Source organism: Leucobacter triazinivorans (genome assembly GCF_004208635.1).
Lineage (GTDB): Bacteria > Actinomycetota > Actinomycetes > Actinomycetales > Microbacteriaceae > Leucobacter > Leucobacter triazinivorans.
In genome coordinates, this window is record NZ_CP035806.1 from 1,082,946 (window position 1) to 1,104,273 (window position 21,328).

Annotated in this window: 20 protein-coding genes; 19 read left to right on the forward strand and 1 reads right to left on the reverse strand. The window is 64.9% G+C overall.

Translation table 11 applies throughout. The features are described from left to right. Positions 1-2 precede the first annotated feature (2 nt). From EVS81_RS04980 to EVS81_RS05070, 19 genes are all read left to right on the forward strand, one after another. Positions 3-215, forward strand: coding sequence for a ferredoxin (locus EVS81_RS04980; protein WP_130109406.1), 213 nt, complete (start codon positions 3-5; stop codon positions 213-215). Beyond that, positions 212-1,372, forward strand: a complete 1,161-nt coding sequence (locus EVS81_RS04985) for an NAD(P)/FAD-dependent oxidoreductase (protein ID WP_165384185.1) — start codon at positions 212-214, stop codon at positions 1,370-1,372. Before EVS81_RS04980 ends, EVS81_RS04985 begins: the two co-directional genes overlap by 4 nt. Positions 1,373-1,693: 321 nt before the next feature. Beyond that, positions 1,694-5,098, forward strand: coding sequence for a pyruvate carboxylase (locus EVS81_RS04990; RefSeq protein ID WP_130109408.1), 3,405 nt, complete (start codon positions 1,694-1,696; stop codon positions 5,096-5,098). Between the two features lie 702 nt (positions 5,099-5,800). Further along, complete coding sequence (locus EVS81_RS16245) at positions 5,801-6,361, forward strand: helix-turn-helix transcriptional regulator (protein ID WP_420813277.1); 561 nt, start codon at positions 5,801-5,803, stop codon at positions 6,359-6,361. Between the two features lie 189 nt (positions 6,362-6,550). After that, on the forward strand, positions 6,551-7,282 hold the full coding sequence (locus EVS81_RS05000) for a DUF2637 domain-containing protein (RefSeq protein WP_130109410.1): 732 nt from the start codon (positions 6,551-6,553) through the stop codon (positions 7,280-7,282). Beyond that, positions 7,279-7,797 (forward strand): hypothetical protein, encoded by a 519-nt coding sequence (locus tag EVS81_RS05005; RefSeq protein WP_130109411.1) that lies wholly within the window; start codon positions 7,279-7,281, stop codon positions 7,795-7,797. Before EVS81_RS05000 ends, EVS81_RS05005 begins: the two co-directional genes overlap by 4 nt. Positions 7,798-7,852: 55 nt before the next feature. Continuing rightward, a complete protein-coding gene (locus tag EVS81_RS05010) occupies positions 7,853-8,740 on the forward strand; it encodes a hypothetical protein (protein ID WP_130109412.1) in 888 nt (295 codons plus the stop codon). Continuing rightward, entirely contained in the window at positions 8,737-9,804 is a 1,068-nt protein-coding gene (locus EVS81_RS05015; protein ID WP_130109413.1) for a ParB/RepB/Spo0J family partition protein, read from the forward strand. The genes EVS81_RS05010 and EVS81_RS05015 overlap by 4 nt, the downstream gene beginning before the upstream one ends. Before the next feature lie 119 nt (positions 9,805-9,923). Further along, on the forward strand, positions 9,924-10,562 hold the full coding sequence (locus tag EVS81_RS05020) for a hypothetical protein (RefSeq protein WP_205879391.1): 639 nt from the start codon (positions 9,924-9,926) through the stop codon (positions 10,560-10,562). Between the two features lie 7 nt (positions 10,563-10,569). After that, complete coding sequence (locus EVS81_RS16215; protein ID WP_130109415.1) at positions 10,570-11,304, forward strand: M23 family metallopeptidase; 735 nt, start codon at positions 10,570-10,572, stop codon at positions 11,302-11,304. Next, entirely contained in the window at positions 11,301-11,567 is a 267-nt protein-coding gene (locus EVS81_RS05030) for a DUF6112 family protein (RefSeq protein WP_130109416.1), read from the forward strand. Before EVS81_RS16215 ends, EVS81_RS05030 begins: the two co-directional genes overlap by 4 nt. Positions 11,568-11,651: 84 nt before the next feature. Beyond that, complete coding sequence (locus tag EVS81_RS05035; RefSeq protein ID WP_130109417.1) at positions 11,652-11,921, forward strand: DUF6112 family protein; 270 nt, start codon at positions 11,652-11,654, stop codon at positions 11,919-11,921. A 62-nt stretch (positions 11,922-11,983) separates the two neighbouring features. Continuing rightward, the gene (locus EVS81_RS15755; protein WP_165384186.1) at positions 11,984-13,282 is read left to right on the forward strand and encodes a conjugal transfer protein TrbL; all 1,299 of its coding nucleotides are present in this window, start codon (positions 11,984-11,986) and stop codon (positions 13,280-13,282) included. A gap of 9 nt (positions 13,283-13,291) precedes the next feature. Then, complete coding sequence (locus tag EVS81_RS05045) at positions 13,292-14,743, forward strand: SCO6880 family protein (protein ID WP_130109418.1); 1,452 nt, start codon at positions 13,292-13,294, stop codon at positions 14,741-14,743. Positions 14,744-14,774: 31 nt separating this feature from the next. Continuing rightward, positions 14,775-15,281 (forward strand): hypothetical protein, encoded by a 507-nt coding sequence (locus tag EVS81_RS05050; RefSeq protein WP_130109419.1) that lies wholly within the window; start codon positions 14,775-14,777, stop codon positions 15,279-15,281. Next, positions 15,278-16,759, forward strand: a complete 1,482-nt coding sequence (locus tag EVS81_RS05055; RefSeq protein ID WP_130109420.1) for an ATP-binding protein — start codon at positions 15,278-15,280, stop codon at positions 16,757-16,759. Before EVS81_RS05050 ends, EVS81_RS05055 begins: the two co-directional genes overlap by 4 nt. 280 nt (positions 16,760-17,039) lie before the next feature. Next, positions 17,040-19,940 (forward strand): hypothetical protein, encoded by a 2,901-nt coding sequence (locus tag EVS81_RS05060; protein ID WP_240739970.1) that lies wholly within the window; start codon positions 17,040-17,042, stop codon positions 19,938-19,940. A 167-nt stretch (positions 19,941-20,107) separates the two neighbouring features. After that, complete coding sequence (locus tag EVS81_RS05065; RefSeq protein WP_130109421.1) at positions 20,108-20,362, forward strand: hypothetical protein; 255 nt, start codon at positions 20,108-20,110, stop codon at positions 20,360-20,362. Further along, the gene (locus tag EVS81_RS05070) at positions 20,349-20,663 is read left to right on the forward strand and encodes a hypothetical protein (RefSeq protein ID WP_130109422.1); all 315 of its coding nucleotides are present in this window, start codon (positions 20,349-20,351) and stop codon (positions 20,661-20,663) included. The genes EVS81_RS05065 and EVS81_RS05070 overlap by 14 nt, the downstream gene beginning before the upstream one ends. On the opposite strand, the gene EVS81_RS15760 is transcribed toward EVS81_RS05070, so the two are convergent. After that, the gene (locus tag EVS81_RS15760) at positions 20,660-20,803 is read right to left on the reverse strand and encodes an SOS response-associated peptidase (protein ID WP_165384187.1); all 144 of its coding nucleotides are present in this window, start codon (positions 20,801-20,803) and stop codon (positions 20,660-20,662) included. The genes EVS81_RS05070 and EVS81_RS15760 overlap by 4 nt on opposite strands. Between the last annotated feature and the right edge of the window lie 525 nt (positions 20,804-21,328).

A 21,328-nucleotide genomic window follows, 5' to 3' on the forward strand; every position in this document is an offset into this window, starting at 1 on the left:
CCATGGCGAAGGAACTGTACATCGATCTCTCGCGATGCCAAGGTCACGCTCGATGCTGGGCAATAGCCCCAGAGACCTTCGGCATCGACGATGAGGGCTATGCGTACGTCATCGAGGGGCGGGAGGGATCCTACGATGAAGAGAATGTGCGCAAGGCGATCCGAAACTGTCCGGAACGCTCGATCCTTATCCGCGAGACCGAGGAAAGCCAGTGACTGCGAGCCGCTACGAAATCGTGGTGGTGGGTGCATCGGTTGCTGCCGAGGCACTCGCCACACGACTTCGTGAACTCGGGTACGATCGCGAACTCCTAGTCATTGATCGAGACGCCCGCATGCCCTACGAGAGGCCTCCGCTTTCAAAGCTATATCTCACCGAACCGGACAGCACGGAAATCGGTGTGGAATGGGATGAAGGAACACCGGTGACCATAGCCGAGGCGCTGGCAGTAGACCCCGAAGCGAAAACCTTGACGCTGAGTGTTGCCGCTACGGGTTCGACGCGTGTCGTAACTTACGACACATTGGTGATCGCTACGGGTGCATCCCCGATTATGCTTCCGTTCGCACCGTCTGGAATGATGCAGTTGCGAACGGTCCAGGACGCTGATCGACTGCGGCGCGCGGTTCACGCAGGAGCGCGGGTGGGAATCATCGGCGCCGGTGCCATCGGTGCTGAGCTGGCGACTTCGCTCCGCAAGCTCGGAGCAGAGGTTGTGTTGCTCGACAAGGCCGATCGTCCGCTCGAACGGCTGCTTGCCGGTCACCTTGGGAACGAGGTCACGTCATGGCTCGAGGAGTTGGGGGTCGATTGTCGTTGGGAGGCCGATATTCGAGGTATCGAGGGCGGCCCCGGTGATTGGAGCGTTACGCTCGGCGACGAAGCTGAGGCGCTGAATTTCGAACTATTACTCTGCGCCGTCGGAGCCCGTCCCGCAGTCGATTGGTTGGCTTCGAGCGGTTTGCTCAGCGAAGGGCAACTGCTCTGCAACGAATCGGGACAGGTCGTCGCGCCAGATACTGTGCACGAGAACATCTATGGCATAGGCGATGTTGTCACGCGCCTACTTAGCGACGACGTGAGAGTACGCACCGAAAGCTGGAGTGCGGCCGCGGAACACGGAGTTCACCTTGCGGAACGGCTCATGGGTGAAGGACCCGCAACCCCAGAGACCCCGTACTTCTGGACCGATGTCGCCGGGCGCAAAGTACAGGTGCTCGGTGTGATTAACCGCGACGGAGATGCTTCCGTAGAGTTCGAGAACCCGGCCCGAGGTACTGTGCTGCACAAGGTGGTCGGCGAAGACGCCACCGAGGGATGGATCGGTGTGAATGCTCAGCCAAAGATCGCGATGTTGCGAATGTCATCCTAACCTTCTGTAGTGATAGGAGCTACGTTCTGCTCCACCATGCCCAGTGCCCAAGCTGTTTCCGCCTAGGTGCGGCGGCTGGGCACTGGGCGTCTTAGATCACGGGGATCTCAGCTTCTGTGGTGTCGATCTTCGGCGAGAGGCTCAGCATTGCGCAGAGACCCCTCTTCATGCATGCGAGCATCGAGACGCTTGAGCTCGACGGCAGGTATCACCCACATGACTTCTCGCAAGTGAGACCAATGAAGAATGGCAGTTTTTGACAGCCTTACTGGTCGAAAGGCTTGATGAAGCAGCAGCATCTTATATCGGAGAAAGCAGATTATGTTTACCAAGGTATTGGTCGCGAACCGGGGCGAGATCGCCATCCGCGCTTTCCGCGCGGCCCACGAGTTGGGGGCGTCCACCGTCGCGGTGTTTCCGTATGAGGATCGCAATTCACTGCATCGTCTGAAGGCGGACGAGGCGTATCTCATCGGCGAGGTCGGCCATCCGGTGCGCGCCTACCTCGACGTCGCCGAGATCGTGCGCGTCGCGGTCGAGTCGGGCACCGACGCCATCTACCCGGGCTACGGTTTCCTGTCTGAGAACCCGGAGCTCGCCGCGGCGGCCGAGGCCGCCGGGATCCGCTTCATCGGTCCCGGCCGCGAGGCGCTGGAGATGGCCGGCAACAAGGTCGCGGCGAAGGAGCACGCGATCGCGGCGGGCGTGCCGGTGCTGCGGTCGACGCCGCCGTCGACCGATGTGGATGCGCTGATCGCTGGAGCGCGCGAGATCGGGTTCCCGGTGTTCGCGAAGGCGGTCGCGGGGGGCGGCGGTCGCGGCATGCGCCGTGTCGAGCGCGAGGAGGATCTGCGCGACGCCCTGGAATCCGCGATGCGTGAGGCGGAGTCGGCGTTCGGCGATCCGACGATGTTCATCGAGCAGGCGGTGCTGCGGCCGCGCCACATCGAGGTGCAGGTGCTCGCGGACAAGACGGGGGCGACGGTGCACCTGTTCGAGCGCGACTGCTCGGTGCAGCGACGGCACCAGAAGGTCGTCGAGATCGCGCCGGCCCCGAATCTGTCGCAGGAGAAGCGGGATGAGCTCACACGGGACGCGATCGCGTTCGCGAAGTCGATCGGCTACGAGAACGCCGGCACCGTGGAGTTCCTGCTCGACACCGAGGGCGAGCGCGCCGGGGAGCACGTGTTCATCGAGATGAACCCGCGCATCCAGGTCGAGCACACGGTGACCGAGGAGGTCACCGACATCGATCTCGTGCGCTCGCAGATGCTGATCGCGGCCGGCCAGACGCTGGAGGAGCTCGAGCTGACGCAGGATCAGATCCACCTGCGGGGAGCCGCGCTTCAGTGCCGCATCACGACCGAGGATCCCGCGAACGGATTCCGCCCCGATCTCGGCCGCATCACCGCCTACCGCTCGCCGGGCGGCGGAGGGGTGCGCCTCGACGGCGGGACGATCAACGCGGGCGCTCAGATCAGCCCGCACTTCGACTCGATGCTGGCGAAGCTCACCTGCCGCGGCCGCACCTTCGAGGACGCGGTGGTGCGCGCCCGCCGTGCTCTCGCCGAGTTCCGCATCCGCGGCGTCGCGACCAACATCCCCTTCCTGCAGGCGGTGCTCGCCGATCCCGACTTCCAGGCGGGCGACGTGGCGACCTCCTTCATCGAGGAGCGGCCCGAGCTGCTCGAGATGAACAAGCCGAAGGATCGCGCCACCCGGTTGCTGCAGCACGTGGCGAACGTCACGGTGAACCAGCCGAACGGCGTGCGACCTGGCGCCGTCGACCCGGCGTCGAAGCTGCCCCCCGTCGACCTGTCGCAGCCCGCCCCCGCCGGTCACCGGCAGCAGCTGCTCGAGCTCGGCCCCGAGGGATACGCGCGGGCGCTGCGCGAGCAGACGGCGCTCGCTGTGACCGAGACGACGTTCCGCGATGCGCACCAGTCGCTGCTCGCGACGCGCGTGCGCACGAAGGACCTGGTGCGGGTCGCCCCCTATGTCGCGCGCCTCACCCCCGAGCTGTGGTCGGTGGAGGCCTGGGGCGGCGCCACCTACGACGTCGCCCTGCGCTTTCTCGGAGAGGATCCCTGGGAGCGCCTGGCCGCTCTGCGCGAGGCGATGCCGAACGTACCGATCCAGATGCTGCTGCGCGGCCAGAACACGGTCGGCTACACGCCGTACCCGGCGCAGGTCGCGCAGGCCTTCGTGCGGGAGGCCGCCGAGACGGGCGTCGACGTATTCCGCATCTTCGACGCACTCAACGACGTGAACCAGATGCGGGTGGCCATCGACGCCGTGCGCGAGACCGGCACGGCCGTCGCCGAGGTCGCGATGGCCTACACCGGCAACCTGCTCTCTCCCGCGGAGGACAAGTACACGCTCGACTACTACCTGAGCCTGGCCGACGAGATCGTCGCCGCGGGCGCGCACGTGCTCGCAGTCAAGGACATGGCGGGGCTGCTCCGACCGGCGGCCGCGGCGAAGCTCGTGACCGCGCTGCGGGAACGCTTCGACCTGCCCGTGCACCTGCACACGCACGACACCCCCGGCGGTCAGCTCGCGACGCTCCTGGCCGCCTCCGCGGCCGGCGTCGACGCGGTCGACGTCGCGTCGGCGCCCATGTCGGGCACCACGTCGCAGCCGTCTCTCTCGGCGCTCGTCGCGGCGCTCGCCGACACCGAGCGCGACACGGGCCTCGACGCCGAGGCGGTGTACGCCCTCGAGCCCTACTGGGACGCGGTCCGCACGCTCTACAAGCCGTTCGAGTCGGGGCTGCCGTCTCCCACCGGCCGCGTGTACTCCCACGAGATCCCCGGCGGTCAGCTGTCGAACCTGCGCCAGCAGGCCATCGCGCTCGGCCTGGCCTCGAACTTCGAGAAGATCGAGGACATGTATGCGGCGGCGGATCGCATCCTCGGCCGGATCCCGAAGGTCACGCCGTCGTCGAAGGTCGTCGGCGACCTCGCTCTGCACCTGGCGGCGGTCGACGCCGACCCCGCCGACTTCGAGGCGAACCCGGGGAACTACGACGTGCCGGACTCGGTGGTCGGGTTCCTCGCGGGCGAGCTGGGGGAGATCCCCGGCGGCTGGCCCGAGCCGTTCCGCTCGAAGGTGCTCGCGGGGCGCGACGTGAACATCGCGGTCGCTCCGATCGGCGAGGACGACGCGGCGCAGCTCGCAGGCACGAGCGACGAGCGCCGGCGCACCCTGAACCGCCTACTGTTCCCGGCCCCGACCCGCCAGTACGAGGCCTCTCGCGAGCAGTTCGGCGATCTCTCGGTACTCGATACCTCCGACTACCTCTACGGGCTCGATCCGGGCTCGGAGCACGCGATCGATCTCGCGCGCGGCGTGCGCCTGTACGTGGGGCTCGAGGCGATCGGCGAGGCGGACGACAAGGGCGTGCGCACGGTGATGGTGCGCGTGAACGGCCAGCTGCGGCAGGTGTTCGTGAAGGACGAGTCGGTCTCGGTCGACACGCCGATCGCCGAGAAGGCCGACCGCACGCTGCCCGGCCACGTGGCCGCCCCGTTCTCGGGGACCGTCACGGTGAAGGTCGCCGTCGGCGCCCGGGTCGAGGCGGGTCAGCCGGTCGCGACGATCGAGGCGATGAAGATGGAGGCCGCGATCACCGCGCCGGTATCCGGCAAGGTGCAGCGGACCGTCTTCAACGGTGTTCGCTCGGTCGATTCTGGCGACCTGATCGCAGTCATTGGGGCTTCCTGACGGACCTGGGGGCGTCGAGCTAGTAACAAGCTATGAGTGGACACTTTCAGTAGCAGCCGTCGAGTATGCTCGGCCCCTCCCAACCCGGCCGTTTTCCGTCAACCTGTCGGTGGTAGTTCCTGCCCCAGAGGAATCAATCGAGCTTCGAACTAAATGCGATGGATGGCTACCCCACCCAGGGCTAGTGTCAGCATCGTTCCGGGAGGGGCTTCTCTTCAGCACCCTTCGACAGCTTGTTATTTGCTTCGATGAGCGAGGCCTCTTGGAACCCAACGACATCTCCCGGGCTTCGGCTGGCTGATCGGGGCGTGGGCCATAGTAGCTGTCACTCCGTTGTTCGCAAAGGACGACTATCTCACTGAACCAACTTCACCTGCCGCTTACCAGCAGGTGAAGATTGTTGTTGCCAGGAAAGGGCGCGTTCGTCTGATCTCCCAACATGACGAGTTGATTGTCTGCGGTGGGGATGCTGTGACTATTCCTGCGCAGACCGAGTTTCAAATCATCCCTGTTAGCAGCTCGCATCTAACTTGCATATTCATAGACCCTGAGTACGCCGTTGACCTCGTCTATTGGCAGTACCGTTCCTACTTGACGGACCGCACCGACGCTCGCGTACTCGCTGAACGTCTATATTCCGGCATACACCTATTGATTCCTCTAGGACACCATCTTCGCCTGCTGGAACCCGCGTTGAACCGGATGATTGCTCTGAGTAGATTGCATGATTTCTCCTCCCACTCTAACCAGATCCAGGGGCTCTGGTTTACGGTTGCCCACACCTTGTCGCTCTGTGGTGGTCGGCTCTGGCCGACCCCGACGAACCTCCAGCAGGCCCCCACCCCACTGGCTGAGCCAACTCTGCTCAGATCTGAGGTGCTGCAGGTTACACAGTTACTCGAGCAACAGCCTGAGCGGCGATGGACTCTCCAAGAACTTGCCGAGGTTGTCCATCTATCGCCGAACCACTTAGCTGCGATCTGCTCTCGGGCATGGGGACATACGCCGCGAGTACGACTAACACTGATACGTATCGAGAGGCTCGCGCACTATCTTCGCGAAACCTCCATCCCGGTGAAGCAATGTGTCCGCCTTGTCGGATGGCAGAACCACGCACATGCGGTCCGGATCTTTCGCTCGAGAATGGGTCTTGCTCCAAGTGAATACCGTCTGGCGTGCATTAGTTATGGTTCTGAAACCTCCGGGTACCAATCTCATGGAGATGGGCTCCGTTCTACTGACAAGCAAGCAAGTGAGCTTTAGATCGGATAGCCGAAGCCGGTAATACAGATAGTCCGATGTCGGGATCAAGGACGCTCTTGATAGCTGCCTGTCACCCTAGCGACCGTGGCTGTATTTGTTCTTCCTGACATACCTCGTCGTCGGAAATGTAGGGAGAGCAATCGTGATGGAACTGCCAGGAAGAAACCGTGTACTGGGACGGGCGATCGTATGAGCGCACGGCATGTGCCCCTGCGCGGTGTGCGCGTGGCCGTTTTCGCCGCCGAAACGGGGACGGTCTTACTTGCGACTGCTGCATTCGTACTGAGCTTCACCGCGCTCCGCGACCTCGCACAACGATCAGGGATCGACCCTGAGCTTGCGTGGCTGTGGCCGTTTATCGTGGACGGCATTATCGTCGTGGCAACGGTTAGTGTGTTCGCTCTCGCGGGCACACGGGTGGTCTGGTACCCGTGGATGCTGCTGATTCTCGGTGCAGCGGTGTCGGTCGTGGCGAACGCGATCCATGCTGTCGTTGCGGCAGAACCTGGTGCGCCCCCGATACTTGCGGCATCGGTCGCGTCCGTTCCGCCGATTGTGCTGGTTGCTTCGACTCATCTCACCGCCGTCCTGATCCGCCACAACCGCACCATCTATGCCGTCGCGACCGCGGCGAGCGACGTGCCAGAACCTATTGTGCCCACGACCGTATCTCGTACAGGTGACTCTCCTTCTAGCGTCACTGCTGAAGGTGGCGATGCGGGTGCCGCGAGCAGCGAGCCGTCTATGACGCAGCATACGCCTGTGCAGGAGACGGGGTCCGACTCACGCCGCGAACTGGGATCCCAGCTTTGGGCGGAGGGGCTGCGCAAAGCCGAGATTGCTCGCTTGCTGGGAGTGAACCGCAGCACCGTAACTAGATGGAATCTGCCCGACTTGCCTGAACAGGAGAACGCAGCATGACTACTGACCTCTCGTCCTACGATCCTGCTCGCTCCGACGTCCTCACCTCGTGGCGTTTCAACCCTTACCGCTTCCCGCCGCGTCTTGTGCTCTCCTATTTCGAGGTCGTCGAGGGCGAGTTCGTCTATGACGTGGAGCGCTGGGCAGGGCGCCGAGAAGGGCCCTACCTGGATGCGACGGCCGTTGAAGACCCTAGAGAACTCGTTACTGAGACCTCGATGGCCGAGGACGCTCCAGAGTCGGAGGAAGTGGCGGGGCCGAAGCCGGAGAAGCCTGTCGGGGTGCGGGTGCAGTGGAAGCGCGCGAGTGACTTGATGGCGGATGCCGGGGCGAAGGTCTCTGGGTGGGGGCTCGACTTCACGACTGCGCTCGCTGAACGAGCTACCGGCCGTGCTGCTCAACCAGTTGAAGAGTCGAGCAGCCCGGCATCTGTTCGACTTGCGCCCGCGAACCGCTACGCGAGCCCTGATTACCGGGCGAAGACACCCGTGCCTCCCGAGACGATTGCACGCTAACCGCGGCGCTTTTCAGTTCGGAGACCATACACCATACACAGGAGGTATCGAGATCATGACCAAGCAACTTCGCAAGCCTGATGATTCCGGCGGGCCTGCGTTTGAGTCTCCCGAGGGGCTGCGGGCCCTGCTTATCCGTCTGCACAAGGCCGGCCCCGGCTCCTGGCGGCACGACAAGGAGGCGCACGAGCTGTCGAGCTACATCGCACGCAAATACTCGCGGCTCGCCAGGAAACACGGTCTGAACCCGTGGGAGGCTGTGACGCTCGCGTTCGAGGCGATGCTGCAGGACTCGGTCAGGACGGCGAAGAACCCGTGGGCCGCAATCACCACGATCGTGAAGCTCAAGTGCTATTACGAGGAGCGCGCGCAAGGGCTCCTGTGCTCGGTAGACGATGCCAGCGTTGGGGCAGCGACATTCCATGATGCCGAGCGGTTTGCCGACCGTGACCAATCCCTCCTTGAGTATCGTGCAGAGCTTCGGGCGGCGGAGTCGCCGCTCCTGGCCTCATCCGAGGCCGGCGGCCCCGACTCCGAGGATATTGAGACCGCGCAGATGCCGAGCCCGGTCAAGGAGGCGATCTCGAACGCCGTCACGACGTTCGTGCTGCTTGGTTGGCCCCTCTCTCGAGCCGAGGATGTCATCGAGTACATCTGCCTCACGCTCGGGAGGATGGGGAACCGCGCCTCAGCGATCGAAGCACTGCGCCGCGACACCCACGCGAGAGCCATTCTCGATGTCGGGCGCAAGCCTTGGAATGCGGCAGTCTGGGTGATGCTCGGCACCCCGAACGAGGCATACAGTGCGACCAAACGCGGACGCGGCCTGCTTATGCGCCTCGTGCTTGGGGAACCGCTCGAGGACGTGTTTGCCGATGACGCTCTGGTGCGGAGGATCGTAAAGACCGCCCCCGCACCCCCACCGCTGTCGGGTTTGCCATGAGCGGCGAATACGGCCTCCAACTCGAACGGTCGCTCGACTCGATGCGGATCGTGGACTCGTACCGGGTCGACACCGGCGATATCGACGAGCTCGCCCGCTCGATGGACGAGCACGGAATCTTGCAGTTGCCGACCATCACCCCCGACGGGATGATCCTCCTCGGCGAGCGCCGCTACCTCGCAGCCCGACGACTCAGCTGGCGCACCATGCCAGTGTATGTGCGTGCCGGGCTCTCGGATCGGCTCGGGATGCTGCTCTCCCGCCAAGCCGACCACCTGCACCAGAAGCCGCTCAACCCGGTCGAAGCAGCACGCCTCTACCGTGAGCTGAAGCTCGTGCTCGAGGAAGAAGCCGCCAAACGGAAAGCGGCAACCCAGTTCGGGGCAGGCACCGAAAATGGCGGATTCTCCGGTGGTCGTGATTCACGACCACCGGAGACGACCCCAACTCAGGCCGGGAAGTCTGCGCGGAAGGCAGCGCAGTTGATCACCGGGAGAGACTCGTCGCAGATGCTCGAGCGAGTGTGCCGTATAGAGGATCTCGCAGAAGACGCTACCGCCTCTGCCCAGGTGCGCGAGCAGGCAGCAGCGGAGCTCGAACTCATCAGGGGTGGGGCCGGGGTGAACGCCTCGCATCTGCGTATGAACACGGCGCTCACGCTCGATCAACTCGACCAGCTGGCCGCTGACCCGGCAGAGCCTGAACATCTGCGGGAGCAGGCCCGCGCAGAGGCCGAACGGGTGCGGGAGTCTGACAGAAAGGCGGCGGAGATGGAGCGCCTCGCGCAGGAGGCCCTCGCCCGCGTGAAACGAGGCGGTTCCAGTCGCAAGCCGCAGAGCCTCGCCCTTGCCTCGGTGCCAGATCCGGCGGCGTCCAGGCAGTACAGTTCGCGCTCGTTTCTCGTGGTCTGGGGCGATCTCGATCAGTGGTGGTTGAACTACGACCCGAAGCAGATGGCGCACGAACTCAACGATGAGGACGTCGCCATGTTCATCCGCGTGGTCGAGGGCAGCATTCGTTTCATGGAGCAGCTGAACACCGCACGGAGCACGCTCGCGGCATAGACTTGCGGCGGCCGGGGTTTTCGGTTCTGGGGCCTTACGTCGTTGGCATGACACGACGGAGCCCTCTCGACCCAGTCTCATCCTCTCCGACGGGTAACGGCCCCAGGTTGATGCTGCTGGTGAGCATCATCGTCGCCTGCCTCGCGCTTCTGGTGGTCGCGACGATCGGCCTGCTGATGGGGCCACCCACCCAGGAACCCGCTCCGATTGTCGGTCAGCGCGAGGGCGCGGCGGAGTCGCGCGATCCTTCCTCGCAGACGCGGCCGGCACCGGAACTCCCGAAAGTGCCACGCACCGATGATGCGGAACTGTTCGCCCGCGCTGCGGCGGAGGCGATCTTCGTATGGGAGACGAGGGCCGGGTTTCAGCCTCGGGAGTATGTGGAGGCGCTGCTCGAGGCCGGAGATGCTGACAGCGGGGCGATGAACGGGCTGGTGCAGGATCTCACCGCCTATCTGCCGACGCCGGAGGCGTGGGTGGAGTTGCAGAAGTACGAGACCTCGCAGTCGCTCACCATCGACCGGCTCTGGGTGCCGGATCGGTGGCAGGACGTGCTCGATCAGGCCCGCGAGGGTACGATCCTGCCCGGTACCGTCGCCTACACCGTCGAGGGCACCCGGCACCGCTCCGGTGTGTGGGTGGGCGAAGTCGTCACGACAGAGCACCCGGTCTCGTTCACGTTGTTCGTCACCTGCGCGCCGACATATGAGTCGTGTCGCCTGGAACGCCTGACCGCGCTCGATCAGCCGCTGCGATAAGGCAGTCATGGGGATGATGAAGGTTGGGGCCGGCGTCGCGCTCATGCTCGTCGCGGTCGGCCCCGGAATCGGCCTGGTGGGGCTCACCGTGCTCGCCTCGCCGGGCTCCGAAGCATTCTGCATCATCTCGGGGCCGAGCACGAGCACCGGGGGCGGTGAGCCGATCGCGCCGGAGACGCCACCGGAAACCGCGTCGGTCGTGTTCCCACTCCCTGCTGGCACTTGGTATCGCACCGACCAGTTCGGGTGGCGCGATTTTCCTCCGAGCCCGTGGCATACCGGGGTCGACTACGCTGCCGCCGACGGCACCCCGATCATGGCCGTCGCCGATGGGATCGTCACCGTCGCTGAGTTCTCCGCAGGTTGGGGTGGGCTCATCGTGATCGAGCACACGGTCGGCGGGCAGACAGTCGCGACCGCCTATGCCCATATGTGGCAGCACGGCATCTATGTGTCGCCGAGGCAGAAGGTGAAGGCCGGGCATCACATCGGCGATGTCGGGAGCTCGGGTCTGAGCACTGGGGCGCATTTGCACTTCGAGGTTCGGTCGGGCGGATCCTATGCGGAGGCGATCGACCCGGAGCCGTGGCTCGCCGCTCAGGGAGCCATCGACCTGGGCGGGCCGGATGGAGTCAACACGCCCGCTGGCTGCACCCCAGAGGAAGACGAGGCCGGGGCCGACGATCCCGCGTCTGCGCCCGAAGCTGATGAGGTCGTTGCGGCGCGGGAGGAGAGCCCATGATCGTGTTCCCCGACTTTAGCGGCCTCACAGGGATCAGCACCTTGCAGGAGGTCGTCGGTGCTGCGCTCATGTTCGTGCTCATCGTGAGCGTACTCATGCTCGTCGTCTCGGCCGTCGCGTGGGGTGTGGCGTCGTCTGCTGGGAACCCGCAGACCGCTGCGCGCGGGCGGGTTGGGGTGCTCGTGTCGCTCGGCGGGGCTCTCATGTCGGGCGCGGCCATGACCATCGTGAACACCCTCATCTCCTACGGCCAAACCCTCTAACCGCCCCTCCCTGTCTCTCCCTTTTCGGGCTGCTTCCCGAACGTCATTGGCAGCACAGCCCAATTACCTGACAGGAGTCCCACCGTGATTGACATCGACCCGAATTCGAGCGGATTGCCCGGCCTCGACGCTCTGCGAACAATCGTGGGCGCGGTGATGATGTTCGGCCTCGTGCTCGCCGCGCTCGGTTTGATTGTCAGCGCCGTGGTCTGGGCGTTCGGGGCGAACTCATCGAACCCGCACCTGAGTGGGCGCGGGAAGACCGGCGTGCTGATCTGCTGCGGGGCTGCGGTCTTGTGTGGCGGCGCGGTGACGCTGATCAATTTCTTCTGGGATGTCGGGCAGTCGATCTGATGGATCTCTGCGAACTGCCGATCCTTTCGGCCCTCTGTATCGCCCGAGACGAGGCCACTGCGATGATCGCCGCAGCCCCGTTCCTGTTCATCGCACACGCCGTGGGTGAAGCGGCGGGCTGGTTCATCCAGGCCCTGTGGATCGTGTTCGATCAGACCACCCTCGTCGACGTCACAAGCACCGGCTACATTCAGGTGTACAACCTGCTCTTTGGCATCGGGATCACCGTCGCCCTGCTGCTGTTCTGCTTCCAACTCATCACCTCGGTCGTGCGGCGCGAGCCGGGCGGCCTGACCCGCGCAGGTATCGGGCTTGCAAAAAGCGTGCTCGGCAGCTTCGTCGCGGTGTCGCTCGTCGCGTTGGCGCTCGAGATCACCGACCAGCTGTGCATCGGGATCGTTCAGGCCACTGGGAACTCGATGGCCTCCATGGGCGACAAGATCCTCATCCTCGTCACCGCGCTTACCACACTGAACGCGGGGAGCCCGGCAGTCGGTGCGATCGTGACGATCTTCCTCGGTGGTCTCGTCATCGCGGCAGGTGCGATCGTGTGGTTCTCCCTACTCGTGAGGAAGAGCCTGATTCTCCTCGCCGTAGCACTCGCACCGCTCGCACTCGCCGGTTCCTCCTGGGAAGCAACGAAAGGGTGGGCGTCGAAATGGGTCATGTTCGTGGTCGCGCTCGTGGTGTCGAAGCTCGTGTTGACGGTGATTCTGTTGGTTGCGATTTCGCAGATTTCGGTGCCGATCGCGCTCGATATTCAGGCGATCACCGATCCGCTTGCGGGCATCGTTTTGCTCGCAGTGGCGGCGTTCGCTCCGTACATCACCTATAAGGCGATCTCGTGGCTCGGCGTCGACTACTACCATGCGATGTCGACCGAGTCCGAGGCGAAGCAGGCCATGAACCGGCCGGTGCCGGTGCCGAACCGGATGCCCGGCAATGGTGGTTCGTTGTTCGGCGAGCGCGGCGGCTCCGACAGTGGTGGCGGTAAGCCTCCCCCACAAACGCCTCCGAGCAGTGCTCCGACTGCAACCGGCGCCGGCACAGGCGCAGGGGCTGCGAGCGGCGGCGCGACTGCGGGCACCGGGGTCACGGCCGGCGCTGCGGGGGCGGCGGGGCCGATCGGTCTCGGCGTCGCGGCGGGGGTCGAGATCGTGAAGACCGCCGCGACCGCTGGCCCGAAAGCAGGGTCTGCGGTCGGTGGGCAGGCCGACGGGCACATGGACGCTGCTTCCACGTCGGGGCAGTCTTCCGCTCCGCCGCCGCAAGCGCCTGGGCGGGTGCCGCCGCCGCGTGCGCTCCCGCCCGGCCCTTCCCAGTCCTCGGGCACTCCGCCCGTTACTCCGCCGCAGAAGTAAGGAGAGATGATGTCGACGCACGAGTTCGAGCTCGCCAAGGTGCAGTTCTCAAGGCTCACCCGGCGCGGGATACTGCTTGGGCTCTCCCTGCCTCAACTCGTCATCCTCGGGGTCGGGCTCGCCGTCGCGGTCATCGCGCTCTACACGGTCGGCGGTACTGGACTTGTCGTGACTTCCCCGATCTGGAGCATGTGCGCCTTCGTTGCCACAGTGCCGATCGGCGGTCGGCAGGCGACGGAGTGGGTGCCGATCGTCGGGCGCTGGTTGCAGCGCCGCGCGGCCGGGCAAACCGAGTACCGTCGCACCCTCATGAGTGCCCGGCCCGAGGGCACGCTCGCGCTCCCCGGTGACGCTGCATCGCTGCGCGAATGGGTGGACGAGGAGACCGGGGCGGCGATGATCCACGACCCGCACCAGCACCTTCTCACCGCGATCCTCGCCGTGAACCATCCCGCGTTTGTGCTGCTCGACCCCGGCGACCAGCTGCGCCGCGTCGAAGGCTGGGGCAGGGTGCTCGCCTCCGCGTGCCGCTCGGGGAGGATCGCCCGCGTCCAGGTGAGCGAACGCACCATGCCCGACTCTGGCACCGGGCTCGCACAGTGGTGGAAAGACCACGGCCGTGCCGATGGCTCCTGGGCGGCAACCACCTACGCCGAACTCATCGAACGCGCAGGCCCCACCGGGGAGCGGCACGCCACCACCGTCTCCCTCTCGCTCGACCTGCGAGCTGCGGCGCGCGCGATCCGAACCTCCGGGGGCGGCATCCGAGGGGCGGCGCGAGTGCTGCGGCAGGAAATGGCGACCTTCACGACGGCGATGCGCTCCGCAGACCTCACCGTTGACGGCTGGCTCACCCCCGGCGACGTCGCCCTCGTGCTGCGTGCGGCCTACGATCCCGCGACTGCTGCCGCGCTCGAACGCCACGGGGATGTCGGCCGCGAGCTTGCCACCGCCGGGCCGGTCGCCGTCACCGAGAAATGGGATCAGATGCGTTCGGATTCCGCGTTCCACACAGTGCTGTGGATCAGCGAATGGCCCAGGAGCCAGGTATATCCGGGTTTCCTCGCCCCGCTGGTGCTCTCCACCGGGATCCTCCGAACCATCTCGCTGCACTATATGCCCGTGCGCGCCGATCAAGCCGCACGCGACATTCGCCGAAAGCGCACGGAACTGATTTCTGACAAGGCGCAGCGGCAGAAGCTCGGCCAGATCGAGGACGCGGCGACGGCTGCGGAGTATGGCGATGTCGTGCAGCAAGAAGCCGACCTCTCCGCCGGGCACGGTCTCGTGCGGGTCGTCGGCCTCCTCTCCATCACCGCGCCCAGCGCCGACGAACTCGAATCCGCTGTCGCCGCAGTCGAACAGATGGCTATCCAATCCTCGTGCGAGACGCGGCGGCTCGTCGGTCAGCAAGCCCGCGCGTTCGCCGCGTGCGCGCTCCCGCTCGCCCGACCTGTATAGACCCCTACCCCTGTTCAAGAAGGAGTATCCGATGCCCGATTCCCGCCCGCAGGTCGACCGCGCAGAGGCAGCCTACAACGCGCTCCGAGACCTTGCGCACACCGTCAGAGATACCCCGCCAACGCAGTTGTATGAACTCAACCGTGAGCTATTGGGGATAGCCCGCCTGGTCCCGGACGTACTCAGGAAGGTCAGTGCGCTCGCGCTCGCCCGGAGCGACGAGGCCGTCCTCGACTCGTCCACGCCTGGCGGGTCTGGCAAGGGCGAAGTCGAACGGGCGGCCCGTCGCCTGCTCGCCGCGTCGGAACTCATCGATGCCGCCGAGTCGAACCTCGACCGTGCATCGCAGGCGCTCTCCGTGCTCGTCTGGCACCCCGAGAAGACAGACTCCGCTCCGACGCTCAGGGAACCTCAGATGACCGCTGCGCGACATGGGCAAGGGACGTCACCGTCGACGCCCGTGTCTTCGCCTGTACTGGCCGGGCCTCCTCGTCCGCTTCGCAGTCCGTCGCAGGGTGTTCCGGGGCTGAGTAGATGAGTGATGAGCGCTTGCACGCGAGCGTGCTCGTCACCCCCGATGCCGAACGCAGACGGCTCAGGAAGGAGCGGCGTCAAGCGGCCGAGCAACTCCGGTATCAAGCCCGCGCCCGCGAGCACGCCGAGAAGAAAGCCCGGCTCGACGCCGAACGGCAGGAGCGGCTGAGCACCGTCTACCTCCCCAGGGCGGGCGAGGCAGGCGCTGAGATGCTGCGCACCCCCGGCAGGTTCCGGCTCCCGAAGCATCAGGACACGAGCGCCGTCGTGAGCGGTCAGTATCCGTTTCTTGCGGAAGCCGGCCTCGGCTCTGACGGCTGCTACATCGGGCAGGATCTCTACTCCGGTGCCAGCTTCGTCTACGACCCGTGGACGCTGTACGCGAGAGGCGCAATCACTGCGCCGAACATCGTCATTGCGGGCATCGTCGGCTCCGGGAAGTCCGCGCTCGTGAAATCGCTCTACACTCGTAGCCTCTCGTTCGGAAGGCGCGTCTACATCCCCGGCGACCCAAAAGGCGAGCACACCCCGGTCGCGGAACTCGTAGGCGGGAAGGCGATCATTCTCGGGCGCGGCCAGAGCCAACGCTTGAACCCACTCGACGAGGGCTACCGGGCGGCAGGGATCAGCGACCACGATTGGGCGGTGCAGGTCACGGGGCGTCGACGCGAGTTGGTGGGAAGTCTCGCCGAGACCATGCTCGACCGGCCGCTCACCCCGCTCGAGCACACCTGCATCGACCACGCCCTCACCACCGTGATGCGAGCGAGCAAGACCCCGATCCTCCCGCAGGTCGTCTCCGAGATCCTCGACCCCTCACCCGGCACCGGTTCCTCGACGGATGCGAGGATGCGGGAGGACGGCAGGCAACTCGGGCACGCACTCAGGAGACTCGTCTCCGGCGACCTGCAGGGTGTGTTCGACGGGCCGAGCACAGTGAAGTTCGACCCGTCGCTTCCGATGATCAGCCTCGACCTCTCCCGCATGGTAGACAACGCCGCACTCACCTCCGTGCTCATGACCTGTTCCTCCGCATGGATGGAGGGTGCCCTGCTCGATCCTGCAGGCGGGCAGAGGTATCTCATCTACGATGAAGCTTGGCGGCTGATGGCCTACCCGAGCCTGCTGCGACGCATGGATCAGCAATGGCGGCTCGCCAGGCACTACGGGATCGCGAACTGCTTAGTTTTTCACAAGCTATCCGACCTAGACAATGTAGGCGATGCAGGGTCGGCGAATCGTGCCCTGGCGAACAGTCTGCTCGCAAACGCCGAAACCAGAATCATCTACAGGCAAGAGACCGACCAACTCGGCACCACGGCGCAGGCGCTCGGGCTCACCGGCACCGAGCAGTCGCTGCTCCCTGGTCTCGGTATCGGGCAGGGGCTCTGGAAGATCAAGGGCAGAAGCTTCTTGACCCAGCACATGCTGCATCCAGCAGAGCTCGAAGCCTTCGACACTCGCTCCAAAATGCTTGGCTGAGACCGGGCGGCGTCCTATCCCGCTGCCGACAAATCGACTTCTTGCTGTACCGCGACACCGCGCTCCGTCGCCGTGCTGTGTCCTTGCGATGCCTGATCCTCGGCTGCTTACTGTTTTAGATTCTGCTCCTACACCTGGCCTGTAGGCCGTTGTCACCCCGATAGCGGTCTTCGATTCAGCAGATCAGGAGCATCGCATGTCTCTTCCGTCCACTCGTCCACCGGATGATCGGCAAGCTGTCGATCCGCAAGAGCGAAAGTTTCGAGCGCAGTTCGTAACGATGCTCCTGGCGCTGCTCATGCTCGTGTCCAGTCTGGTCATGATGCCGAGCCCGCCCGCGCAAGCCGCGACGCTCGGCGTCGGCTACGGCAACGAATCCCTCTGGCTCGGCAGCTTCTCAAGTCACGGGCGGCAGGCGTACTGTATGGATCTGTACGCGCTCCCGCCCTATGGCACGACGCAGCATCCGGAATTGAGGACCACGCTCGATAGTCTCTCCGAGACCGATCTAGCGCGGTTGAACTACGTCATGGGCCGTTGGGGTGAGTCGCAAGATCCGAACGTGACTTCGGCGGTGCAGATGTACGTCTGGGATGTCGCAGACCATGCCCACTACATCGCTGAGGGCGGGGATGCCCACTTCCTCACCCGAGTACCAGCAGGCGTGCAGGGCACAGTGCTCGCGAATCTCAATGCCATGCGGGACGCGGCAGCAGCGAACGCGGTTCCGAACCCCTCGGTGTCGATGTCGATCAGCATGGACGACCAGTACAACGGTGCGCTTTCGATCAGCGCGAACCCGGCCACGGCGATCGGCACAGTCACCCTCACGAACGCACAGTTCGCGAACGGCGCTTCAACAGCGACGCTCGGAGCGGGCACGCATCAGATCGTCGGCACCCCGGCAGAGGGCGCGCCCGAGTACCAGATCAGTGCCGCGATGTCGGCTCCCGCGCTCGGTTACGGGGCCGGCGTCGATCTGTTCTACACGCCGGGCGAGCAGCGCATTCTCGCCGCAGCGAGCTTCGAGCCCCTCAAAGCGACGGCTTCGAGTCCGACGATTCCGCTCGATTTCCAGCCGGAGATCACGACCCAGGTGTCCTCGAAGTTCGTGCAAGCGGGCGACAAGTTCGTCGATGGGCTCACGGTGCGGGTGACGAAGCACTCGTGGATCAGGCTCAATGGCTCGCCGATCCCGGTGGAGGCGGTCGGCACCCTGTACGGCCCGTTCGATGAGCAGCCCGCTGAAGCGAACGCACCCCCGACCGGTGCGCCTATCGCAGGGACCGAGACGATGACGCTCACCGGCCCCGGCAGCTTCAAGTCGCCTGGCACCATCGTCGCGCCCGAGAGCGGTTTCTACACCTGGGTGTGGTCGATCGACAAGGAGGCCCAGGGGCAGTACGCGAAGTACCTCACCGACTCGTTCAGCGACCGGTTCGGCATCGTCGCCGAAACGTCAATCACGCCGTTCCAGCCGGAGGCAGTCTCGAAAGCGGATCAGCGGCTCACGGTGCCGGGCGGGAAAGTGACCGACACGATCACCGTGTCCTCGACCAACGGGGTCTGGCTCAAGCACAACGGCGCGCACATTCCCATCGTGTTCGAGGGCGTCGCCTATCAGGTCGACGGCACCCTACCCCCGGTACAGGCAGGTGCGGTGCCCGAGAGCGCGCGTCCGGTCACGTCGGCGACGATCACTGCGACCGGCCCCGGCACCTACACCAGCAGCGAAGTCGTGCTCCCGAACGGGGGGTTCGTGACCTGGGTATGGAAGGTGTCGAAGAGCAGCCAGCCCGAATGGGTGCGCCCATACATCGCCTCGGATTGGGCTGACGATTTCGGCATCAACATTGAGACCCACTCGGTGCGGTGGCCGATCGAGATCGTGTCGGAGATCAAGGAGTACAACGTGCACCTCAAGGGCGGTCGTGCGTTCGACCGGATCGAGATGAGCGGGTTCCCCGAGAACCACGGCGAGTTCGAGGGCGACGGCTACTGGCAGGCCGACGTCGACGAAGTGGTGCACACGGTCTACGGCCCGTTCAAGACCGAGGAGGAACTGGCCGACGACCTCGACCTCGAGGACGCCCCGGTGCTCACCTCGATCATCACCCCGGCACGGAACGGCACCTACCATCTCGGGTACACCGACGGGGACGCGATCAAGCCGACAAAGCCCGGCTACTACGTCGTCGTGAGCTCGTTCGCCGGAGATGATCGGGTACAGCCGATCACCACCTCGCCCGGCGATATTCGGGAGCGGTTCTTCGTGCCGGACGACCGGCAGCCGGTCACCGTGATCACGCAGGCGCAGCCCGAAGCGCGCGTGGGTGAACCATTCGAGGATCTCGCGCTCGTGCAGGGCACCGATATTCCCGAAGACGCATACCTGGTCTTCCGGGCGTATGGGCCGCACGATCCCGAGGCCGAGCCGGTCTGTGAAGTGCCGTTCTTTACGAGCGAGCGGGTTCCCGTCACCCAGGCAGGCGTCTACCGCTCAGGCAGTACGTCTGTCACTGAGCCGGGTCACGTCTATTGGGTCGAGACCCTGTACGACGGCGACGACGAAGTGATCGCGGAGGGCCGTTGCGGGGCTCCCGGCGAGACCACCGTCGTCACCGGCCAGCCGGAGGAGGTCTCCGTGGTGACGAACGCGGTGCCCGAGGTACTGCTGGGCGATCCAGCGCACGATGTCGCGACCGTCTCCGGCAAGGTGCCCGACGGTGCGACCCTCGGATTCGAGGCGTACCGGCAGGACGGGAGCGAAGCGGTCTGCACCGACGCGGAACTCGTGTTCACCTCGGAGACGATCAAGGTCGATGGCCCCGGCGACTACCGTTCCTCCGACGTGGTATTCGATCGCGTTGGCACCTACTACTGGATCGAGACGCTCTACGGGCCAGAGGGTGACGTGCTGCATCGCGGCCAGTGCGGTGCCCCGAACGAGACCACCAAGGTCGTCACCGAGCTGGAGGCCCCGCCGGAGCTGGCGGTCACGGGCGGTGCTGATCTCTTGCAGCCGATCCTCATCGGGGCCGGTCTCGCCGGCGCCGCTGCCGCAGTCGCACTCTTCTTCGGGCGTCGCCTCGCGCAGCGCCGCGAGGAAGAAGAGGCCGCCGGTGAGGACTGGAACGATGGAGAGGATGGTGATGCGATCGACGAGCTGATGAAGATGTAAGACCTCGAACAGACCCCCGAGGGGCGCAGACCGCTGTACGGTCTGCGCCCCTTCCCGCGTCTCGGTTCGGATCGGGTATTGCCACCTCATCTGAGTCGACGTAGCATTTACTCGAAAGTTTGTTCGAGTAAATGGGGGTCGAGGTGAGAGTGGAAGTGGATGCCCCGGTGACACTCATCTTCGACGGCGGCTCCCCATCGAGGCTCGAGTGGGAGGGTATCGCCTGGTGGGTGATCGACCAGCCGACTCAGTTGACGCGCGAGGTCGACTGGCTGCATCCGATCATCACGCACCCGCCCGAGGGCACCGTGCGCCACTCTGGGTGGCGATTCATCGCCAAGCCGTCGAACGGTCAAGACGCTCAGCTGTTCGACGTGTTCGACTCCGTGCTGGGGTGGCAGGTGTGCTGTGTCTGGAACTGAGCCGCCCAATATTCCGCTCGATCCTGGGTTCGAGCTGCGGCCGCGTCAGCGCATCTTCAAGCGTGATCCGGTGCTCTGGGAAGTGTGCTTCGAGGGTGAAGCGATCGGGTTGATCCGGCCGACTTGGATCGGACGCACGAGCTATCCGTTCTACGAGGCGATCGGCTTCTTCGCCGGCACGGGTGAGCCTGTCAGCCTTGAACTCTCCCCGTACTTGGATGAGCGTTGTCGTGTGCTGCTCGAGTTTCAGCGTTCCCCGCAGTCGAGTGTGCATCTGCCTCGGTACCTCAAGTCGACTTAGAAGAGCGTCGCCGTCTCAGTGGTCATGGCATACGAGATGTCTTCGGTGCCGGTCGTTACTCGCTTCACCAGGGCTGCGTCTCCGGGCTGTCCTGGGTCGAGCCAGCGATCGTGTAGCTCGTGAGGGAGCACCAACGGCATGCGTGATTCTCCTCGCGCGGAAACCACGGTGGACGCTTCGCCGAGACCCGGCCTCGTGACCAGCGAGTAGCCGAGATACGTCACTCCGTCGATCTCGATCTGCGCGGTGATCGCGGCGATGGCGAACGTGGAGCGGTCTGGGAGCTTCCATCGCTTCTTGCCCTCGTCGTACCAAGTGGCGGGCAGGAGGGCTCGCTGCTGGAATGCTTCACGTCAGGTACGGGTCAGACTCTCGACTCTCGAGTTGAATGCTCTACCGTCGGTCGGGCGCGGGAGTGACCACCACGCGAACTCGATACTCGGGGCGTCATCCTCGGATCGGATGATCGGGTTGAGGTTTCTAGCTTTCGTCCCGGTGATCTTGGCTTGGCCGCCGTATCTGCCGATCCATTCGTTGATGCGGGCGCGCCCCTCTCTGGTGTCGAGGGGCTCGATGCCGAACGCCTCGGCCTCTTCTTCTTCGGTTCGTGCCCCGCCCCCGAGCCCGTAGCTTGCGCACATGATCCCAGAATACGAAGCAGGTTC